11 protein-coding genes, 1 pseudogene and 1 riboswitch are annotated in these 17,253 nt (G+C 55.3%); of the genes and pseudogenes, 5 read left to right on the top strand and 7 right to left on the bottom strand.

Annotation, left to right across the window (positions count from 1 at the left end):
- Positions 1–108 precede the first annotated feature (108 nt).
- The 5 genes from MWC30_RS05930 to MWC30_RS05910 form a co-directional block, all read right to left on the bottom strand.
- A complete protein-coding gene (locus MWC30_RS05930) occupies positions 109–831 on the bottom strand; it encodes an ABC transporter ATP-binding protein (RefSeq protein WP_244083237.1) in 723 nt (240 codons plus the stop codon).
- Positions 821–1,600, bottom strand: a complete 780-nt coding sequence (locus MWC30_RS05925; protein WP_244083236.1) for an ABC transporter ATP-binding protein — start codon at positions 1,598–1,600, stop codon at positions 821–823. Before MWC30_RS05925 ends, MWC30_RS05930 begins: the two co-directional genes overlap by 11 nt.
- Positions 1,601–2,626: a branched-chain amino acid ABC transporter permease gene (locus tag MWC30_RS05920; protein ID WP_244083235.1), complete on the bottom strand. Its 1,026-nt coding sequence runs from the start codon at positions 2,624–2,626 to the stop codon at positions 1,601–1,603.
- Positions 2,627–2,642: 16 nt separating this feature from the next.
- Complete coding sequence (locus tag MWC30_RS05915; RefSeq protein WP_244083234.1) at positions 2,643–3,575, bottom strand: branched-chain amino acid ABC transporter permease; 933 nt, start codon at positions 3,573–3,575, stop codon at positions 2,643–2,645.
- Between the two features lie 325 nt (positions 3,576–3,900).
- On the bottom strand, positions 3,901–5,046 hold the full coding sequence (locus MWC30_RS05910) for an ABC transporter substrate-binding protein (RefSeq protein ID WP_368860810.1): 1,146 nt from the start codon (positions 5,044–5,046) through the stop codon (positions 3,901–3,903).
- A gap of 396 nt (positions 5,047–5,442) precedes the next feature.
- Here MWC30_RS05910 and ald point away from each other — a divergent pair, with 396 nt between their 5' ends.
- Complete coding sequence (gene ald / locus MWC30_RS05905; RefSeq protein WP_244083232.1) at positions 5,443–6,564, top strand: alanine dehydrogenase; 1,122 nt, start codon at positions 5,443–5,445, stop codon at positions 6,562–6,564.
- 79 nt (positions 6,565–6,643) lie between these two features.
- On the opposite strand, the gene MWC30_RS05900 is transcribed toward ald, so the two are convergent.
- On the bottom strand, positions 6,644–7,642 hold the full coding sequence (locus MWC30_RS05900) for a PAS domain-containing protein (RefSeq protein ID WP_244083231.1): 999 nt from the start codon (positions 7,640–7,642) through the stop codon (positions 6,644–6,646).
- Between the two features lie 780 nt (positions 7,643–8,422).
- On the opposite strand from MWC30_RS05900, the gene MWC30_RS05895 reads away from it, so the two are divergent.
- A complete protein-coding gene (locus MWC30_RS05895) occupies positions 8,423–9,784 on the top strand; it encodes a sigma-54 dependent transcriptional regulator (protein WP_244083230.1) in 1,362 nt (453 codons plus the stop codon).
- Between the two features lie 17 nt (positions 9,785–9,801).
- On the opposite strand, the gene MWC30_RS05890 is transcribed toward MWC30_RS05895, so the two are convergent.
- Positions 9,802–10,170: a hypothetical protein gene (locus tag MWC30_RS05890; RefSeq protein ID WP_244083229.1), complete on the bottom strand. Its 369-nt coding sequence runs from the start codon at positions 10,168–10,170 to the stop codon at positions 9,802–9,804.
- Between the two features lie 1,000 nt (positions 10,171–11,170).
- A riboswitch (cyclic di-GMP riboswitch) is annotated at positions 11,171–11,270 on the top strand.
- 55 nt (positions 11,271–11,325) lie between these two features.
- Here MWC30_RS05890 and MWC30_RS05885 point away from each other — a divergent pair.
- From MWC30_RS05885 to MWC30_RS05875, 3 genes and pseudogenes are all read left to right on the top strand, one after another.
- Positions 11,326–13,821: a PKD domain-containing protein gene (locus tag MWC30_RS05885; RefSeq protein WP_244083228.1), complete on the top strand. Its 2,496-nt coding sequence runs from the start codon at positions 11,326–11,328 to the stop codon at positions 13,819–13,821.
- Between the two features lie 741 nt (positions 13,822–14,562).
- Positions 14,563–16,434 (top strand): Ig-like domain-containing protein, encoded by a 1,872-nt coding sequence (locus MWC30_RS05880; protein ID WP_244083227.1) that lies wholly within the window; start codon positions 14,563–14,565, stop codon positions 16,432–16,434.
- Positions 16,435–16,924: 490 nt separating this feature from the next.
- A pseudogene (locus MWC30_RS05875) lies at positions 16,925–17,116 on the top strand (transposase); the annotation flags it as partial.
- Positions 17,117–17,253 lie beyond the last annotated feature (137 nt).

Here is a 17,253-nt window from a genome sequence, read left to right as displayed (position 1 = left end):
GGACGCTGACGGAGCGCTGACTTTCGCTGTTTATTTTAAAAGGGATTTTTATCAGCGTTTTTCAGCGCCCCGTCAGCGTCCTCAGCGTCCCTCCCTCCAGAGATCGATCTACCCCAGGTACGCCTTGCGGATCTCGGGGTTGTGAGCCAGCTCCGCCCCGGAGCCCTCCAGGACGATGCGGCCCGCTTCGAGGACATAGGCCCGGTGAGCGTACTTCAGGGCGATGTGTGCATTCTGTTCCACCACCAGGATGGTGGTTCCGGCGTCGTTCAGTTCCTTCAGCACGCGGAAGAGCTCCTGCATGAGGAGGGGAGCCAGCCCCATGGACGGTTCGTCCAGGAGGATGAACCGGATGCCGCTCATGAAGGCCCGACCCATGGCGAGCATCTGCTGCTCACCGCCGCTCAGGGTGTCGCCCCGCTGATTCCTGCGGTCGGCCAGGCGCGGAAAGAGGGAAAAAACCCGCTCATAATCCCAGGCGATGCGCTCCGTGTCCGTCCGCGCATAGGTGGCGAGCTTGAGGTTCTCCTGCACCGTGAGATTCCCGAAGATGTGACGCCCTTCGGGGACCAGGCCGATGCCGTGCCTGGCCACGACCGTGTGGGAGGCAACGGGCAGGAGATTCGTGTCGCCGTAGCGGATGCTCCCTTCCGTGACGACAGGGCCTTCGGGGGGAGGCAGTCGCATGATGCTCATGAGGGTGGTGGTTTTTCCCGCTCCGTTGGCTCCCAGGAGAGCCACCATTTCCCCCTCCTTCACCTGGAAGGAAATGCCATGCAGGGCTTCAATGCTTCCATAACGAACATGCAGATTATCGACTTCAAGCATCATGGATGGGTTCTTCGTCTCCCAGGTAGGCTTGTATGACACGCCTGTTTTTCTTGATCTGCTCCGGGGTCCCCTCACCGATGGTTTCCCCGAAATCGAGGACCTTGATCTGCTCGCATACGCTCATCACTACCCGCATGTGGTGCTCGATGAGCCAGATGGTCACTTTGAATTCCTTGCGAATCCAGCGAATGAGCTCGATCAGGTCCTCCACCTCACCGGGATTCATGCCTGCCGCGGGTTCGTCGAGAAGGAGCAGTTTGGGCTGGAGGGAAAGGGCACGCCCGATTTCCAGCCTTCTTTGCAGGCCGTAGGGAAGGTTCTTGGGATATTCCCTGGCATAGTGGCTCAATCCCAGGGTTTCCAGGAGCCGATCCGCCGTCTTTTTCACCCTCTGCTCGCTCTGCCGGTAGGCGTGTGTCTTGAGCACCGTGTCCCAGAGGCCGTAGCCCAGGTGGTAGTGCTGAGAGATGCAGAGGTTGTCGAAAACCGTCAGGCTGTTCCACAAGCGGATATTTTGAAAGGTCCGCGCCATCCCGAGGCCCGTCACCTGGTGGGGGCGGAGTCCCGCCGTGTTTTTGCCTTCAAAGAGGATTTCCCCGTCCGATGGTTCGTAAAAGCCCGACACCAGGTTGAAGACCGTCGTCTTGCCTGCGCCGTTGGGGCCGATGAGCCCCAGGAGCTCACCGCCCTCCAGCCTGAGGTTGAAATCGTAAACAGCCCGGAGCCCCCCGAAAAATCGGGTCATATTCCGAATTTCCAGAAGTGACATTTATGATTGCCTTTCTTGCGGTGAAAACCATCGGCGCAGCCGGGGGAAAACGTCGCTGAGCTCCCGGTGCCCCAGAAAGCCTTCGGGGCGGAAGAGCATGAGGAGGATGAGCAGCAGGGGAACCACCACCCATTTGGCCACCTGGAGCGGCCGAAAGAGCTCCAGGACCAGGGTGAGGGCGATGGCGCTTAGGACGGAGCCGCTGAGGGAGCCCATGCCGCCGAGATAGACCATCACCAGGACTTCGGTGGATTTCATGATGGTGAAGGTGCCGGGGTTGATGTAGCCGAGCACGTGGGCGAAGAGCCCCCCGGCAATGCCGGCGAGTCCTGAGGAGAGCATGAAGGCCACCAGCTTCATCCTCTGGGTGTCGACGCTCATGATTTCCGCGGCGATCTCGTCGTCCCGGACGGCGATGATGCCCTTGCCATAGGTGGAGTTGACAAAGCGGTAAATCGTCCAGATCGTGGCTCCCACCATGACCAGTACCCAGACGAGCGCCCAGGGGAGATTCCAGGACTCCTTCATGGAATTGACGGTGTTCTGCATGCCCATGAAGCCGCGTGCCCCGCCGATGGCCTGGATGTTTTCGATGGAGCTCTTGACGATGTAGTTCACGGCCAGGGTGATGATGGCCAGGTAATCCCCCCGTGTCCGAAAGGACGGAACGGCCACCAGGAGCCCCACGAGGGCGGCTCCCACGCCTCCCAGGAGCAGCGTGACGGGAAACAGATAGACGGCGCTCGACGGGGTGAGCAGGGGAGGGCCGAACACCTTGCTGGAGGTGAAGAACCAGACGTTCAGCACCGAAGTGATATAGGCGCCCACAGCCATGAAGCCGGCGTGGCCCACGGAAAATTCCCCCATGTAGCCGTTGATGAGGTTGAGGGAGGTGGACAGGATGATATTGATGCCGATGAACATGATGATGATCTGCACATAGGCGTCGATCCATTGGCCCTGGGCGGCCGCAATCAGCAGCACGCAAAGGAGGCCGTAGAGACTGACCGAGGTGAATCTGCGCATGGGTTTGTCCTGGTCCTCAGATTTTGGTGGTGCGCGCCACTCCGAAAATGCCGGTGGGCTTGACGCTCAAGAAGATGAGAAGAATGCTGAAGGCGATGAGATCTCTCAGGGTGGAGGGGAAGAACGCCGCGACGAAGATTTCCACAAAACCCAGCAGGAATCCGCCCACGAAGGCTCCACGAATCTCCCCGATTCCCCCCAGTACGGCGGCGATGAAGGCTTTCCAACCCACCAGGGCTCCCATGTAAGGCTCCAGCACGGGATAGGCCGTGGCGAAGAGCACTCCCGCCAGGGCGGCCATGGAAGAACCGAGGGCAAAAGTGAAGACGATGACCGTGTCCACGGGGATGCCCATGAGAGGGACTGCCATGCGGTCGTAGGAAATGGCCCGCATGGCCATGCCGAGCTTTGTCTTGCGAACGATGGTTTCCAGGAGCAGAAAGACGACAATAGTGGTGATGATGACGAGGATTTTTACACTGCTGACGGAAACGCCGCCGATGACATGGACGGTGTTGTTCAGCAGTTCCGGAAAGCTGCGGCGGTTGGCTCCCAGGAGCGCCAGGTTGCCGTTTTCCAGGATGAGGCCGCACATGAGGGCCGTGATGACGACGTAAAGCCGGGATGCTCCTTTTCTTCGGAGAGGGCGGTAGGCCACGCGCTCGAGGGTGACTCCGAACCCCGCCGTGATCATCATGGTGAGCACCAGGGTGATGGCGAAAATGGCGGTGTTGGGGAGAGCCATGGGAAGGGCGAAGGCATATTGCCCCAGAAAAAAAGTGGCGATAAAAAAGCTGATGTAGGCTCCCACCATGAAAATGTCGCCGTGAGCGAAATTGATGAGCAGAAGGACCCCGTAGACCAGCGTATAACCGAGGGCGATGAGGGCGTAGAAGCTCCCCCATTGGAGCGCATTGAGTAGGTTTTGGAAAAAGCTCTGGAGATCCAAGGATCCGTGCTCCTTTCGGGGACAGGACGTGAGCGTTCGAACAAAAGCGCTTTGACAAATCAACCACGAAGAGCACGAAGACCACAGAGACGTGAAGCACTAGCTTTCATCTCACTTCTCACTTCGTGATCTTCGTGTCCTTCGTGGTGAATTTGCTAGTTAAAAAACTTCCGAGCGGAAGGTGCATAAAATGCGTCCTACCCGGAGTGAAGGATGCCGATTAATCGCCTCTTTTCTCAATAAAGGCGGGAATCGCTTCCCGCCTTTATTTGTCTTTATGTCACCGTATCAAGAATCGAAATGAACGCGCCCTTCCGGACTGGGATCATGGGCAGGCTGATTTGAAGAACTCGAAGGCGCCCTGATCGCTGATCTTGACCACCACGGCGCACTTGATGGGGTTGCCGCCGGGGGTGAAGGTCATCTTGCCGGTGATGCCCTCGAAGTCTTTGATCTTGGCCAGCTGGTCTTTGATGGCGTCGCGGTCTTTGTCCAAATTCCCCGTCATGCCTCCGGTATTCTGCATGGCCTGGAGGAGGAGGCGGACGGCATCCCAGGTGAGGGCGGCCACGTCGTCGGGCACATACCCGTACTTGGCGTTGTACTTGTCGATGAACTCCTTGGTGGCGCCTTTAGCTCCTGCCGCGGCATAGTGAGTGCTGAAATAGTAGCCCTTGCAGGCATCGCCGCAGAGGGTCATGAGCTCGGCGGAGCCCCAGCTGTCGCTTCCCATGATGGGCTTTTTCCATCCCAGTTCCTTGGCCTGTTTCACAATGAGGGGAACTTCGTCATAATACTGGGGGGTGAAGAGGACGTCTGCTCCGGAATTCACGATTTTGGTCAGCTGAGCGCTGAAGTCCTTGTCTTTGGTCGTGAAGGTTTCGAAGGCCACAACGGAACCGGGGCCGTGAATCTTCTCGAAGGCTTCCTTGAAATACTCAGCCAGCCCCTTGGGATAGTCGCTGGCGATGTCATAAAGAACCGCCGCTTTCTTGGCTCCAAACTCGTCCGTCACGAATTTTGCGGCCACGGGGCCCTGGAAGGGGTCCAGGAAGCAGGCGCGGAAAACATAGGGACGGTCCAGGGTGGTTTGCGGGTTTGTGGACCAGGGGGAGATCATGGGAGTCTTGTTGGCGTTGCAGACTTCGCCCGCGGGAATGGCCTGCTTGCTGGACTGAGGGCCGATGATGGCCAGGACCTGGTTTTGAGTGATGAGCTTCAAAGCCGTGGCGGTGGCGGATTCAGCCTTTGTTTCGTTGTCTTCGTAGATGAATTCCAGTTTGTAGGTCTTGTCGCCGATCTTGAGTCCGCCAGCCCCGTTGATTCCATCCTTGAGCATTTCCGCTGCGAACTTGGAGCTTTCGCCGACCTTGGGGAGATCGCCTGTCAGGGGAATGTTGAAGCCGATCTTGAGTGTATCCGAGGCTCCCCAGGAGCACGGGGAAACCACCAAGGCAGCCATGAGTACCATTGCCATCGGTGTGAACATTCTACGCATGCAGGTTCTCCTCCTAAATTTTTGCAGGGTAAAATAATGCTAAGGGGTTCAAACAATTTTAAAAAGGGGATGGCATATTCTTACAGCATAAAATAGAATCCCTGTCAATCGCCATTCATCTTCAGATGACGGCCCGGGGCCGTCATCTGGCGCTGCCATTAGCTATACTCGTTGAGGTTCGGATTTTATGATTTGGTGGCCATCTGTTCGTTGTAGGAGCGGCTTCCAGCCGCGACTGTCTCATCGTCGCGGCTGGAAGCCGCTCCTACAACGAACGAAGCTTTGAACCCTTAATGATTATATATCATGGCGGTGGGCGGGAATCGGGGGCGGTTCTTTCAATGCATACTTCAAAGGAGGTTTCTCTGCATGAAGATAGGATGTCCGAAGGAAATCAAGAACCATGAATATCGTGTGGGGCTGACTCCCGCCGCCGTGAAGGCTTACGTGGGGGCGGGGCATGAGGTGTTCCTGGAAAAAGACGCGGGTCTGGGCTCGGGCATCAGCGATGCGGAATACCTGGCCGTGGGTGCGCGCATCCTGGACAGGGCCGAAGATGTCTGGAGTGAGGCCCAGATGGTCGTGAAGGTCAAGGAGCCCCTTTCCAGGGAATACGATTTCCTGAAGCCGGGGCAGATCCTGTACACTTACTTTCACTTTGCCGCCAGTGAAAAGCTCACCCGGGCCTGTCTTGAAAAACAAATCATTGCCGTGGCCTATGAAACGGTGCAGGAAGAAGACGGGTCCCTGCCGCTCCTGAAGCCCATGAGCGAAGTGGCCGGCCGCATGGCGCCCCTGGTGGCGTCCTATTACCTCATGAAGGTGCAGGGAGGCCGCGGGCTGCTTCCCACGGGCGTTCCTGGAGTCGCACCCGCCAACGTGCTGATTCTCGGAGGTGGGACGGTGGGGAGCAACGCAGCGCGTGTCGCGGCGGGGTTGGGAGCCAAAGTGACGGTCCTGGATATCAACTTCAACACCCTGGAGCACCTGGGCAACATCATGCCTCCCAATGTGTTCCCCGTTTACGGGGACTGCTCCGCCATCGAAACGGGCCTGGCCAAGGCCGTCATCGTCATCGGAGCGGTCCTGGTTACGGGGGCCAGGGCCCCCAAGCTCATTCTCCGACGGCACTTGAAGGACATGAAGCCCGGCAGTGTTTTTGTGGATGTCTCCATCGATCAGGGGGGATGCGCCGAAAGCTCGCGCCCCACCACCCACGACGATCCCGTCTATGTGGAAGAGGGAGTCATCCACTACTGCGTGACCAATATGCCCGGCGCCTATGCCCGCACCTCGACTTTCGCCCTGAACAACCGCACGATCCAATACGGGCTCAAGCTGGCCAGGGATGGCGTCGAAGAGGCCGTCAGAAAAAATAAGCCCCTTCAGCGGGGCTTGAACCTCTACAAGGGGAATATTCTCTTCCATCCGGTGGCGCAGGCTTTCGGGTTGGAAGACCTCTACGTGCCTGCCGAGCAGGCGATCGGTTGACAGCTGAAGTGTGGGGAAGGATCTTGAATTTTCCGCTGCGCGGCAGCACGAGTTTTCGGCCCCTCTGAAGTCGGGTGCGTCAACGCACCCGCCGCGCCTTGCATTCATCCTTCAGAATGGTCATGATGCGGTTGAGCTCGTGCCGCGTGATTTCAATGTATTCGGCACTGCAGCCCTCCTGGGGATCGAGGCTCATCATGTCGGCGATGAGGGAAAGGACGGTCAGGGGCTGGCTCAGGAGGTCGTAAAGCCGCGCAAACTCAGGGTCGCCCACCGTTTCGCTGCTTTCCTCCAGGGCACTCTTCACTTTGAATATTTCGAGGTTCTTGAAAATCCCGTCATGTGAGGCGAAGGGCAGAAAGGAAATGTGAAGGCTGCGTCCGTTGGTCATTTCCAGGAACATTTCCTCGCCTGTGGCCAATGCGTCCTGAAGCTTGCATTGGCCATCGGGCTCCGCCTGTCGGTGCACAATTTCAAAACACTTTTTACCCGCTATGCGGTCGATGGGGATATTGAATGTCTCTGAAAAGGCTCGATTGGCACGATCGATGGTGAAATCCGGGTTGATGACGCTTACGGGAAACGGTAGGTGGTCGAAAATGGCCTGCAGGTGGCGCTTGGAAGAGGCGATCTGCAGCATGATGTGTTCCCAGGAAAGGTATTTCCCGAGTTTTTCGCAAAACAGGGACAGGATGGATTCGTCCCGGATCCACGCGGGAGGCACACTTTGCTGCCAGGACAGGCATAGATGGATGAGGGGCGCTTGGAATTGCTCCAGGGGCAAAATGAGGTCGGTCGACCGAGGTGAACCCGTGAGGACAGGCTTGAGGGGAGGGCACTCGACAGATTCCATCCCCATGTACACCATGGGCAGCTTCTCGCTCGGCATTTCCTGGGGAAAACGGGCTATCTCATTCCAGAACCCGGTCTCCTTCTCCTGTAGGAGCAGTTGAGTTTCGTCCGCGGCGAAAGCCTTGTGGATTTCCGGGAGAACGGCCTGGAAGAATTCATGTTTCTTCTCGATACCGCAGCTCAGAGTCATGATACGAACCAGCAGTTCCGTCAGTTCCTGCCGCATGATGTCTCCCCTTGATGGTCATCGTTCAAGCATCTAATTGCCCGATCACACAGTTTTTTTCAAAATTTATTTTACCATGATACACCACGAAGAACACGAAGGGCACGAAGTGAAATACTAAACAACTGTCTGAAAATTCGTTTGCTCGTCATTCCGGCAGTCTTTAAGCCGGAATCCAGCCCTGCGAAAAAGCCAGATTCCGGCTTAAAGACTGCCGGAATGACGAAACAAAGCGCATGCCAAGAGCGCTTGACTCGTTTCTTACACAGCCTCTAAAACTCTAATAAAAACAATTCATTCCATCTTCGTGGACTTCGTGTTCTTCGTGGTGCATTTGTCAAAAGCCCTTCGCTTCGCTACATGAGTCGGCATATTCTCGGACGCTCAACAGCATAGCTTACGCAATACAAGTTGTATATCAGGAAATTCCTGATTTTACGAAGCACCATCCCCACAGAGCCTAAATCTCCAAATGTCTGTAAACTATAGGTTTATACTTTAAACGGATGAGATCCTGACTTATTAACGATCCCGTAGGAGCGGCTTCCAGCCGCGATTGCACCAGTTGGCTCCCAATAGAATCGCGGCTGGAAGCCGCTCCTACAAAAGTCAAGATTTTACCCGTTCGCAGTATACACTTTGAAATCGCATCGGTTTGGGTTTTAATTTCAACAATTTCCTCCATTCATCCGATAGGTGGCATGAAAGCGTTGGCAAACGTGCAGTCGGATATGGAAACCCGCAAATAAATCATTTTTGAACATGAACTGAGAAAGCAGGATGGCGCGACTACTCGTTGTGGAACAACGTCAGGAAATCAGGAAAATTTACTCCGATGAGACCTTTTCCGGTCATGAGGTGACTTTCTCACCGGATTACCGGTCGGCTCATGCCGTTTTGAACAAGGAAGCCTTCGACGCCGTGGTCCTGGACCTTCCTCCGGCATCGGAGGGGCTGGACTTCCTTCCGAAATTCCTCGAGGCCGCAGCCAATGCTCCAGTCATTGCCACAAGCGAGACGGGCGAGCCCAAAAGGATCGTTCAGGCGATCAAGCTGGGAGTGTTCGATTTCATCGTGAAGCCTTATGAGGCCGGCAAGATGAAGGTGGCTGTGGATCATGCCATGGAAAACCTGAGCCTCAAGAATGAAATCGATTATCACCGAAGGCAGCAGGATGTTGTTTACGACATGGACCGGATTGTCGCAGCCAGCCCCGTCATGCAAAATACCATCAGCATGATCCGCAAGCTTGCCCTTACGGATTCGACGATCCTCATGACGGGCGAAACGGGAACGGGAAAAAGCTTTCTGTCGGGGTGCATTCATTTCAACAGCCAGAGGAAGAGCAAGGCGTTTGTCACCATCAATTGCGCCAACATTCCTGAAGCCCTGCTGGAAAGCGAGCTTTTCGGGCATGAGGCCGGTGCCTTTACGGGGGCCTACAAGGCTCGGGCGGGGAGGCTGGAGCAGGCCAACGGCGGGACGGTTTTCCTGGATGAAATCGGGGAGCTGAGCCCCGCTTTGCAGGCAAAGCTGCTGCGCGTCCTGGAAGAAAAGGCCTTCGAACGGCTGGGAGGCAACCGGACGATCCATTCGGATATTCGCATCATCGCCGCCACCAATCGAAACCTGGAGGAACAGGTGGCGGACGGGAGCTTTCGCCAGGACCTCTATTACCGCATCAACGTCCTCCGGATCCAACTGCCCGCCTTGCGGGAGCGATTGGAGTGCATCGAGCCCCTGGCGGCCTACCTCCTGGACAAGGTCTGCCGCAGCGTCCGCAAGCGGGTCAAGGCATTTTCCCCTGCCGTCCTGGATATTTTCAAGCGGTACTCGTGGCCGGGAAATATCCGCGAATTTTCCAATACCATCGAAAGAGCGGTCCTCCTGGAGGACGGGCCTGTCGTCCGGGCGGAAAACGTGATGATCAACGAGCCGATCCTCCCGCGATCCCGAAATGGGGACCACCAAATTAGCCAGAACCTCAGCGACCAGGAGCTCAATCTCATTCTGGAAGCCCTGGAAAAGAGCCTCTGGATCCAGAAGGATGCCGCCCGCCTCCTGGGGGTGACTCCGAGGGTGCTGCATTACAAGATCAAGAAGTACGGCATCACGCACGCCAGGTGGTATAAAAATAAGTAGCAGCGAAGCGACCATCATCAGGGGGCTTCATCCCTTCTTTCCATCGATCCGCGTTCCTGTATGCCGGCTTCCCAAAGCGCTCCATTGAAGCGCACCGACACCCCTGGGGGGAATCGATCTTCCCAGCGACTTGAAACCATCTTCAAAACGAGCTCCGGGAGCGTTCGGCTGAATTCCTGCGGCGCTTCTTTCCAGACCATCCAGGAACCGAGGTCCAACCGGACCTCAATTTCCATCGGGGTGTTCGGATGCCTGGATGCCGACAAAGCGGGAAAGCAGACGTCGAGGGTGCCGAAAGGCGTGAGGATATGCTCCGACACGTCTCCCGCGAGCGTGTGCTCAGTGGATAAGACCAGGTAGGGAATGGAGAGAAATACTTTTTCCACCCTGTGCTCCTTGTGTGGCTGCCATATGTGGCTGGCATACCATGAGTTTCTCAATAAGGTTGTCATACTCACAGCAATTTTAATACCAGCAGAGAATCAGGCTGTCGGAAAGGTGGGGCGATCGTACGAAGTAGCCGTTGACAAGAGGCAAAAGGCAGCAAATCGTTATCAGACAACGGGGGAGGTCCATTCACGCACTTGGCTCCACTGTGTGGTTCCGTCTGATAGCTTGGCTTTTGTAGGAGCGGCTTCCAGCCGCGACTTTTTCAATCGAACTCTTTTGTCGCGGCTGGAAGCCGCTCCTGCAAGGAAATCAATCAGTCCAGATCTCATCCTTGCGGAGGTGACAGCATTTGATGCGATTGCCCTGCTCGGAAGGGTGGGAAGATGACTTGTGGAAAGGGTGTGGATCTACAAATTTGAATTTAGAAGTTCGTTTACATTCCGCCGCTCATGCCCATTCAAACGGTGTGCTTTTAATGTCTTGGTTACCTGGTTTCGAAAATCCCTCCCCATCATTCTTTATTTCTATACATAAAGATCCATAAAATCCAACCATTACAATGAAATCCCCGTATGATTCCTAGCCTCTCATGGGGATTGCCCTCCTCCGCTAAACCAATTTGGAGAAAGGCTTCCATTTGGCGTTGATTTTGCTCTTTACAGGTCCGCGATGGGAGGATCGTATCCCCCACTTATACTCCAAACGGATGAGACCCCTGACTTATTGATGCTCCCGTAGGAGCGGCTTCCAGCCGCGATTGTACCAGCCGGCTCCCAATAGAATCGCGGCTGGAAGCCGCTCCTACAAAAGTCAAGATTTTACCCGTTTGCAGTATAACGGTCATGAGCGCCACCGCATTTATGACCGTTAGGTACAGGAAGTATAGGCACTACTCAAAAAAGGAGGAACAGCCCACCATAAGCCGGAGGAGCTTTGTCCTCTGCGTTCTCCGCGCTCTCTGCGGTGAACGCCGACGGCACTTCAACCATTTAGAAACGCTGAAAAAGGCAAACCACTCTAAAGGGTGGGACGCAAAGCCACTGGCCTAAGTTTCCCATGGACGACCATGAGGGAATACGGCAGCAGGGTTGCCGGCAGATCAGTACCCCCTCGGGGCTGGATCCTGTCAGGCCCCAATGGGAGGTACTAAAATGAAACGCTTGTTCCGTCTTTCGAAAGTCCAAACCCGCTCTCAAATTTTCCTGCTTGCAAGCCTCCTTCTGATCGGTCTGGTCTCGCTTGCATCTCCTTCAAAACTCTACGCAGCCCAGGTTACCCTGGCCTGGAACGCCAACACGGAGCCAGAGCTTGCCGGCTACAAAATTTATTACGGCGGTTCCAGCCGCACCACGCAAGCCACCCCATCCTATCCCACTTTCGTGGATGTGGGCAATCAAACCACCTATACCGTCACCGGCCTGCCCGACGGAGCTCCCTGCTATTTTGCCGCAACCGCCTACGATGCCAACGGGAATGAAAGCGACTTCTCCGAGGAGCTCGTCTGCTATGCCATCTCTGCCACGGCGGGACCCGGCGGGAGCATCAGCCCCGGCGGCGTGTTTCTCGCCGAAAAGGGGGGCTCTCAGACCTTCACCATCACTCCGGCAGCGGGCTACCATATCGCCGACGTCCTGGTGAACGGTGCTTCCGTCGGCCCCGTCTCTACGTACACCTTCACCACCATCGCGGCGACCCAGAGCATCTCCGCCTCCTTTGCAGCAGATGTGAAAACGTACACCATCACGTCATCAGCCGGAGCCAACGGAACGATTTCGCCCTTGGGGACAGCGTTGGTGAACCAGGGAGCAAACCAGACGTTCACCATCACGCCGGCAACGAATTACATGGTTTTGGATGTGGTCGTAGACGGTAAGAGCGTGGGTCCCGTGACAAGCTATACCCTGAGCTCCGTCACGGCCAACCATACCATCAGCGCCACCTTCGCCTTGAAGACGTACACGATCACGGCGTCAGCCGGAGCCAACGGGACGATCACGCCTTCGGGTACGGCAACGGTGAACCACGGCGCGAGCCAGACATTCACCATCACACCGGCGACAAATTACAATGTAGCGGATGTGATCGTGGACGGGAAGAGCGTCGGTCCCCTACCAAGCTATACCCTGAGCGCCATCACGGCCGATCATACGATCAGCGCCACGTTTGTCTTGAAGACGTACACGATCAAGGCGTCAGCGGGAGCCAACGGGACGATCTCACCCTCGGGCACGGTGACGGTGAACCACGGAGCGAGCCAGACCTTCACCATCACGCCGGAGACGAATTACAAAGTGGCGGATGTGGTCGTGGACGGAACGAGCGTCGGTCCCGTAACGAGCCACACGCTCAGCGCTGTCACGGCCGATCACACGGTGAGCGCAACGTTCAGTGCGGAGAATCAGCCTCCCGTGGCTGCGGCCGGGCCTGAGCAAACTGTGAAGGAAGGGGAAGTCGTCAAGCTGAGTGGCTCGAACTCCACGGATCCCGACGACGGCATCGCTTCCTATCTTTGGGTGCAGCTGTCTGGGACGCCGGTGATTCCTGTGGAAGGCGTAAAGTCCGCTGAAACCTCCTTCACGGCTCCCGCGGTGGGAATGGAAGGGGAATCCCTCTCCTTCCGGCTGACTGTCACCGATAAGGCCGGACAGGCAAAAACCGATGACTGCATTGTCAACGTGGTCTGGGTGAATGTTCCCCCCGTCGCCAATGCCGGACCGCAGCAGACCGTACCCGAATGGGAAAACGTCATGCTGGATGGCTCCCAATCCAGCGACCCCGACGGTGGAGCTCTGACCTACCTCTGGGAACAGACGGGTGGCCCCGGCGTCGAGCTTTCCAATCCCAATGATGCGCGGCCGACCTTCACGGCACCGGAAGTGGGTGCTGAAGGTGGATCGCTGACTTTCAACCTGACGGTAACGGACAACGGCGGTTTGAAATCTTCCGCTGCCTGCATCGTCAATGTCACCTGGGTCAACCAGGTCCCCGCCGCCCACGCCGGTGCGGATCAGAGCGCCATTGTCGGGCAGGTGGTGGTTTTGGATGGGTCGCAGTCCAGCGATCCCGACGGTGAAACGCTGACCTACGCGTGGAGGCAGACCGCGGGCGTTCCCGTTACCCTCTCCAACCCGGCAGCCATGAGTCCGACCTTTACGGTTCCCACTGAAGCGGCCAACGGAACGCCTCTCACCTTCTCCCTCACCGTGAAGGACAACGGGGGACTCACGGCGGAGGACAGCTGCTCCGTGACCGTAACCGCTCCAACCGGCCCGGATCTGACCGGCGCATGGGAGAGCTTTTCTATCAGCAGCTATTATCTGACAGGATCGTTCAGAGTGAAGAACATCGGTACGCAAAAGTCTGTAAAGTTCAAGACGACGTTCTACCTCTCCAGTGACGGGGTCAAGCTGGACAAGCTTCTCAGCACCCTTTCCATTACCGCCCTGTACGCTGGTCAGACATATCCCGTCACTTTGAGTGTCAGACTGACTTCCGACATGGCGGGCAAAACCATTCTTGTAGTAGTGGATTCGGCGAACCAGGTCAAAGAAACGAATGAAGGCAACAACAAAATCGCCTCTTCCGTCATCACCGCTAATTCTTCAATCACGAAACGGAGTATTTATACTCGACTGACCTCGAGGTAGGAGGCAAAGAATATCGTGCAGCCAAAAACGGGGTAAAATCGTAGGGCTCCAGTAAAAGTCCTTTGACAAATCAACCACGAAGAGCACGAAGGCCACAGAGTAAAGATCCAAACGATATCATCAGCCTTCGTGCTCTTCGTGTCCTTCGTGGTGAAATGGATTGCGCAAAAACTACTGATCGGCTCTTTAAGGCTCCAGATTTTGGTCTGCTTTTTACGCCGAATTCATTCTGGTGCTCTTCTATCATGTATATCCGTTTCGTCTCTACGCTCGTTTCGGTTAAGAAGTTACATTTTCAGGTCACTCCATGCTCTTTGTAGGAGCGGCTTCCAGCCGCGACGTGGTGAGTCGCGGCTGGAAGCCGCTCCTACAAAAACGAAGCTTTTCATCCTCCACAAGTACACATGCTTCCCTATCAAGAGTGTCACTCAAAAGCATATCAATGTATATACCTAATAACTACATAAATTTATTTATAAATTTATGTTTTCATTCAGGCAAAAAATCTGGTAGGTATCTGGCGTTTCTGGCGTCTGTTTTTCTCATGACTTTTTAGAACCCATCGACCGAAGGCCTTGGGCGCGAACCACCATTATGCTTCTTGCGTCCGATGCTTTTTGCATTTTAACCGAAAACGGGTTGGCCTTGAGCTCCTGTCGACGGACAGGTTTGTTTTCAACGCTGCTATGTGCCGGCGTTGTGTTTTAAAGGAGGTAGCGTTCATGAAAGGTGTATGGCTGTATGGATTTTAAGAGATTCCGCCCTCTGTCTGTATTGGTATTTTGCCTCATCATTGCGGAATGTTTTCTCTCTCAAGCCGTTTTGGCGGCGGAAGTGACTCTGGCGTGGGATCGAAATCCAGAGCCCCAAGTCACGGAATACTGGGTCTTCTATGGCCTATCGAGCAGATATGATCCATCGAGTGATGTCTATCCATTGAGTGTCAACGCAAAAAACGAGACGCAGTGCACCATCTCCAACCTGGAGCCGGGGAAGACCTATTATTTTGCAGCCAAAGCCTTCGACGCTGCGGGTAATTCGAGTGAATATTCCGCCGAATTAGTCGTGACCATTCCGGACAAGCCTTCAACGCCCGTGCAGTCCCCCCCGACCAATTCCCCACCCGTTGCCTTCGACGATTCCATGGCCACCCTGGAAGACACAGCCAAAAGTGGGAATTTGAAGGCGACAGACGCCGATAAAGACCCTCTGATCTTCTGTATAGTCGCAAATCCCTCGAAGGGTACTGTATCAGTAACCGATCCCTCGCGAGGGGCTTACGTTTACACACCCAACACCGATGCAACAGGGACGGACTCCTTCACTTTCAAGGCGACTGACGCACGCAGTGCTGATTCCAATGTGGCCAGGGTTCTGGTGAACATCACTCCTGTGAATGATGCGCCCACTGCACAGAACGACAGCCTCGCAACCCTGCAAGGGACTGCGAAGGAGGCTACGCTGCGCGCCACGGATGTGGAAGGCGACAGGCTTAAGTACAGCCTCGTGAGCAACGGTGTGCTGGGCAAGGTAACCATTACCGATGCCTCCACTGGGAGCTACAAGTACGTTCCAAACCCCAACGCCACGGGAACCGATACTTTTACCTTCAAGGCCAATGACGGCAAGGCCGATTCCAACATTGCCACGGTCACCGTCACCATCAACCCCATAGTGGAAATCAGGCTGGAGGCTGAGAAAGGCCTGCTCGCCCTGCCGATGCAGTCCACGACGGACGCCAAAGCCTCCGGAGGCAGCTATATCTCGGTTCCCAATGGCTATGGCGATGTTTTGGATCCAAGGCAAGAGGGCGCCGGCTATGCCGAGTATACTTTTACCGTTCCTTTGGCCGGCGAATATGTTCTTTATGCTCGTGTGCAGTCGGGAAGTTCAGCGGATAACTCCTTTTTCATTTCTTATGATTCAGGGGATTTCATCCAGTGGGACACGGCTCTTGGCGGAACGGGTGCGTGGATTTGGGACATGGCGAGTCAACGAAGCGGAGCAAAACCCGTGGTTTTGCACCTGGAGGCGGGCGAACACACCCTTACCCTCAAACAGAGGGAAGACGGCACCAGGTTGGATCAAATTCTCATCACGAACCAGTTGAATTACTTTAGGGAGGCCATCTATGAGGATGCGGAGGACGGGGTGATCAATGGCTTGTATGTAGATGATGCGCATCCTGCCGGCACAGAGGTTCCTGTCGTATTTGATGACGCTCGGCAGAGCAATGTCCTTGACCTTGAGAAATCTTTAGAGTCCAAGGGCTATTTCCTGCTCTTCGATACGTTCCGGGCTTGGACGCAGACAGATCAAAAGCTGCTTCGATGGAGCGGCAAATTCTCCGGAGATTTTATCATTCAGGTGGGAGTAACGACTGCCGCCGGTCGACGGTATTTGCAATACAGTCCCGGCAGTTTCGGAAGCTTCAAATTGAGTGGCTTTGTATTTTTTGGCTTGGGTGAAACTGCCTCTGGTGGGGGGTGGCAGACCTTCGTGCGAGATCTGCAATCGGACCTGACGGCAATTGAGCCAGGAGGGGTGATCATTCGTCTAGACCAGATCATGATTTATGGGGATGGGAGAGTCGATGATTTTCAGTTGAGGTGAGAGCCATTCATGCCTGAACGAGTTGCCCGATCAGGCACGGTGCGTGTTGGTGCCGTTCTGGGCAGAGTCCAATCAAGGATTGACAGCTTCGCTCTTGTAGGCGTGGCTTCTTGCAGCAAAGAAACATATTTGGGGCTGGTTTGTTGCAGGGCGGTAATGACCAAGGAATGGTTGGTTGAGGATTATGTGCTTATCAGATAGGTTAGGATTAATGGATCATTGCAGATTAACGTGAAACTGCTTTCTGTCATTCCGAGGTATGCCCCTGAGGAATCCTCGTCTTTTGAGGCAGAATCATAGGATTCTTCACTTCGTGCGGGATAACATCTTTATCACGCAAATCTGCGGTGAACCGGATTAATTGCCCTTGGGTAAACCCCCGGCTTTGCCGGGGGACTCCCAGAGTTTGACATTTGCGGGAGTATGCGAAAGCCTGCCTCTTGTGAACCGTTCAAAGCTTGCAAAAGGAAAGGCTTTCGCATGGATGGAACTCAAAGGAAAGAGCGCCATCCACATCGCCAGAACCTTCCTCGGGAGGAAGAAAAACTTCACTGGCCAGAACTTTTGGGCCAGGGGCTACTTTGTGTCCAAGGTTGGAAGGGACGAGCAGATGATCCGTGAGTACATCAAAAAGCAGGAAACCGAGGATCGCCGACTCGATCAACTGAATATGTTTGAGTAGTAGCCACCTTGTAAGGTGGCCAAAGGTTTACAACCGCTTTGAGCGGTCCATGGTTTTACAAGCCTCCGGCTTTGCCGGAGGTATTTGCCTTGCGGAGGCACATTGCTTGAGCCGATGTTGGGTTGGAGTTGGGCTGA

Origin of the sequence: Desulforhabdus sp. TSK (assembly GCF_022836495.1) — a bacterium.
Taxonomy (GTDB): domain Bacteria; phylum Desulfobacterota; class Syntrophobacteria; order Syntrophobacterales; family Syntrophobacteraceae; genus Desulforhabdus.
This window is presented reverse-complemented; position numbering and strand designations above follow the sequence as displayed.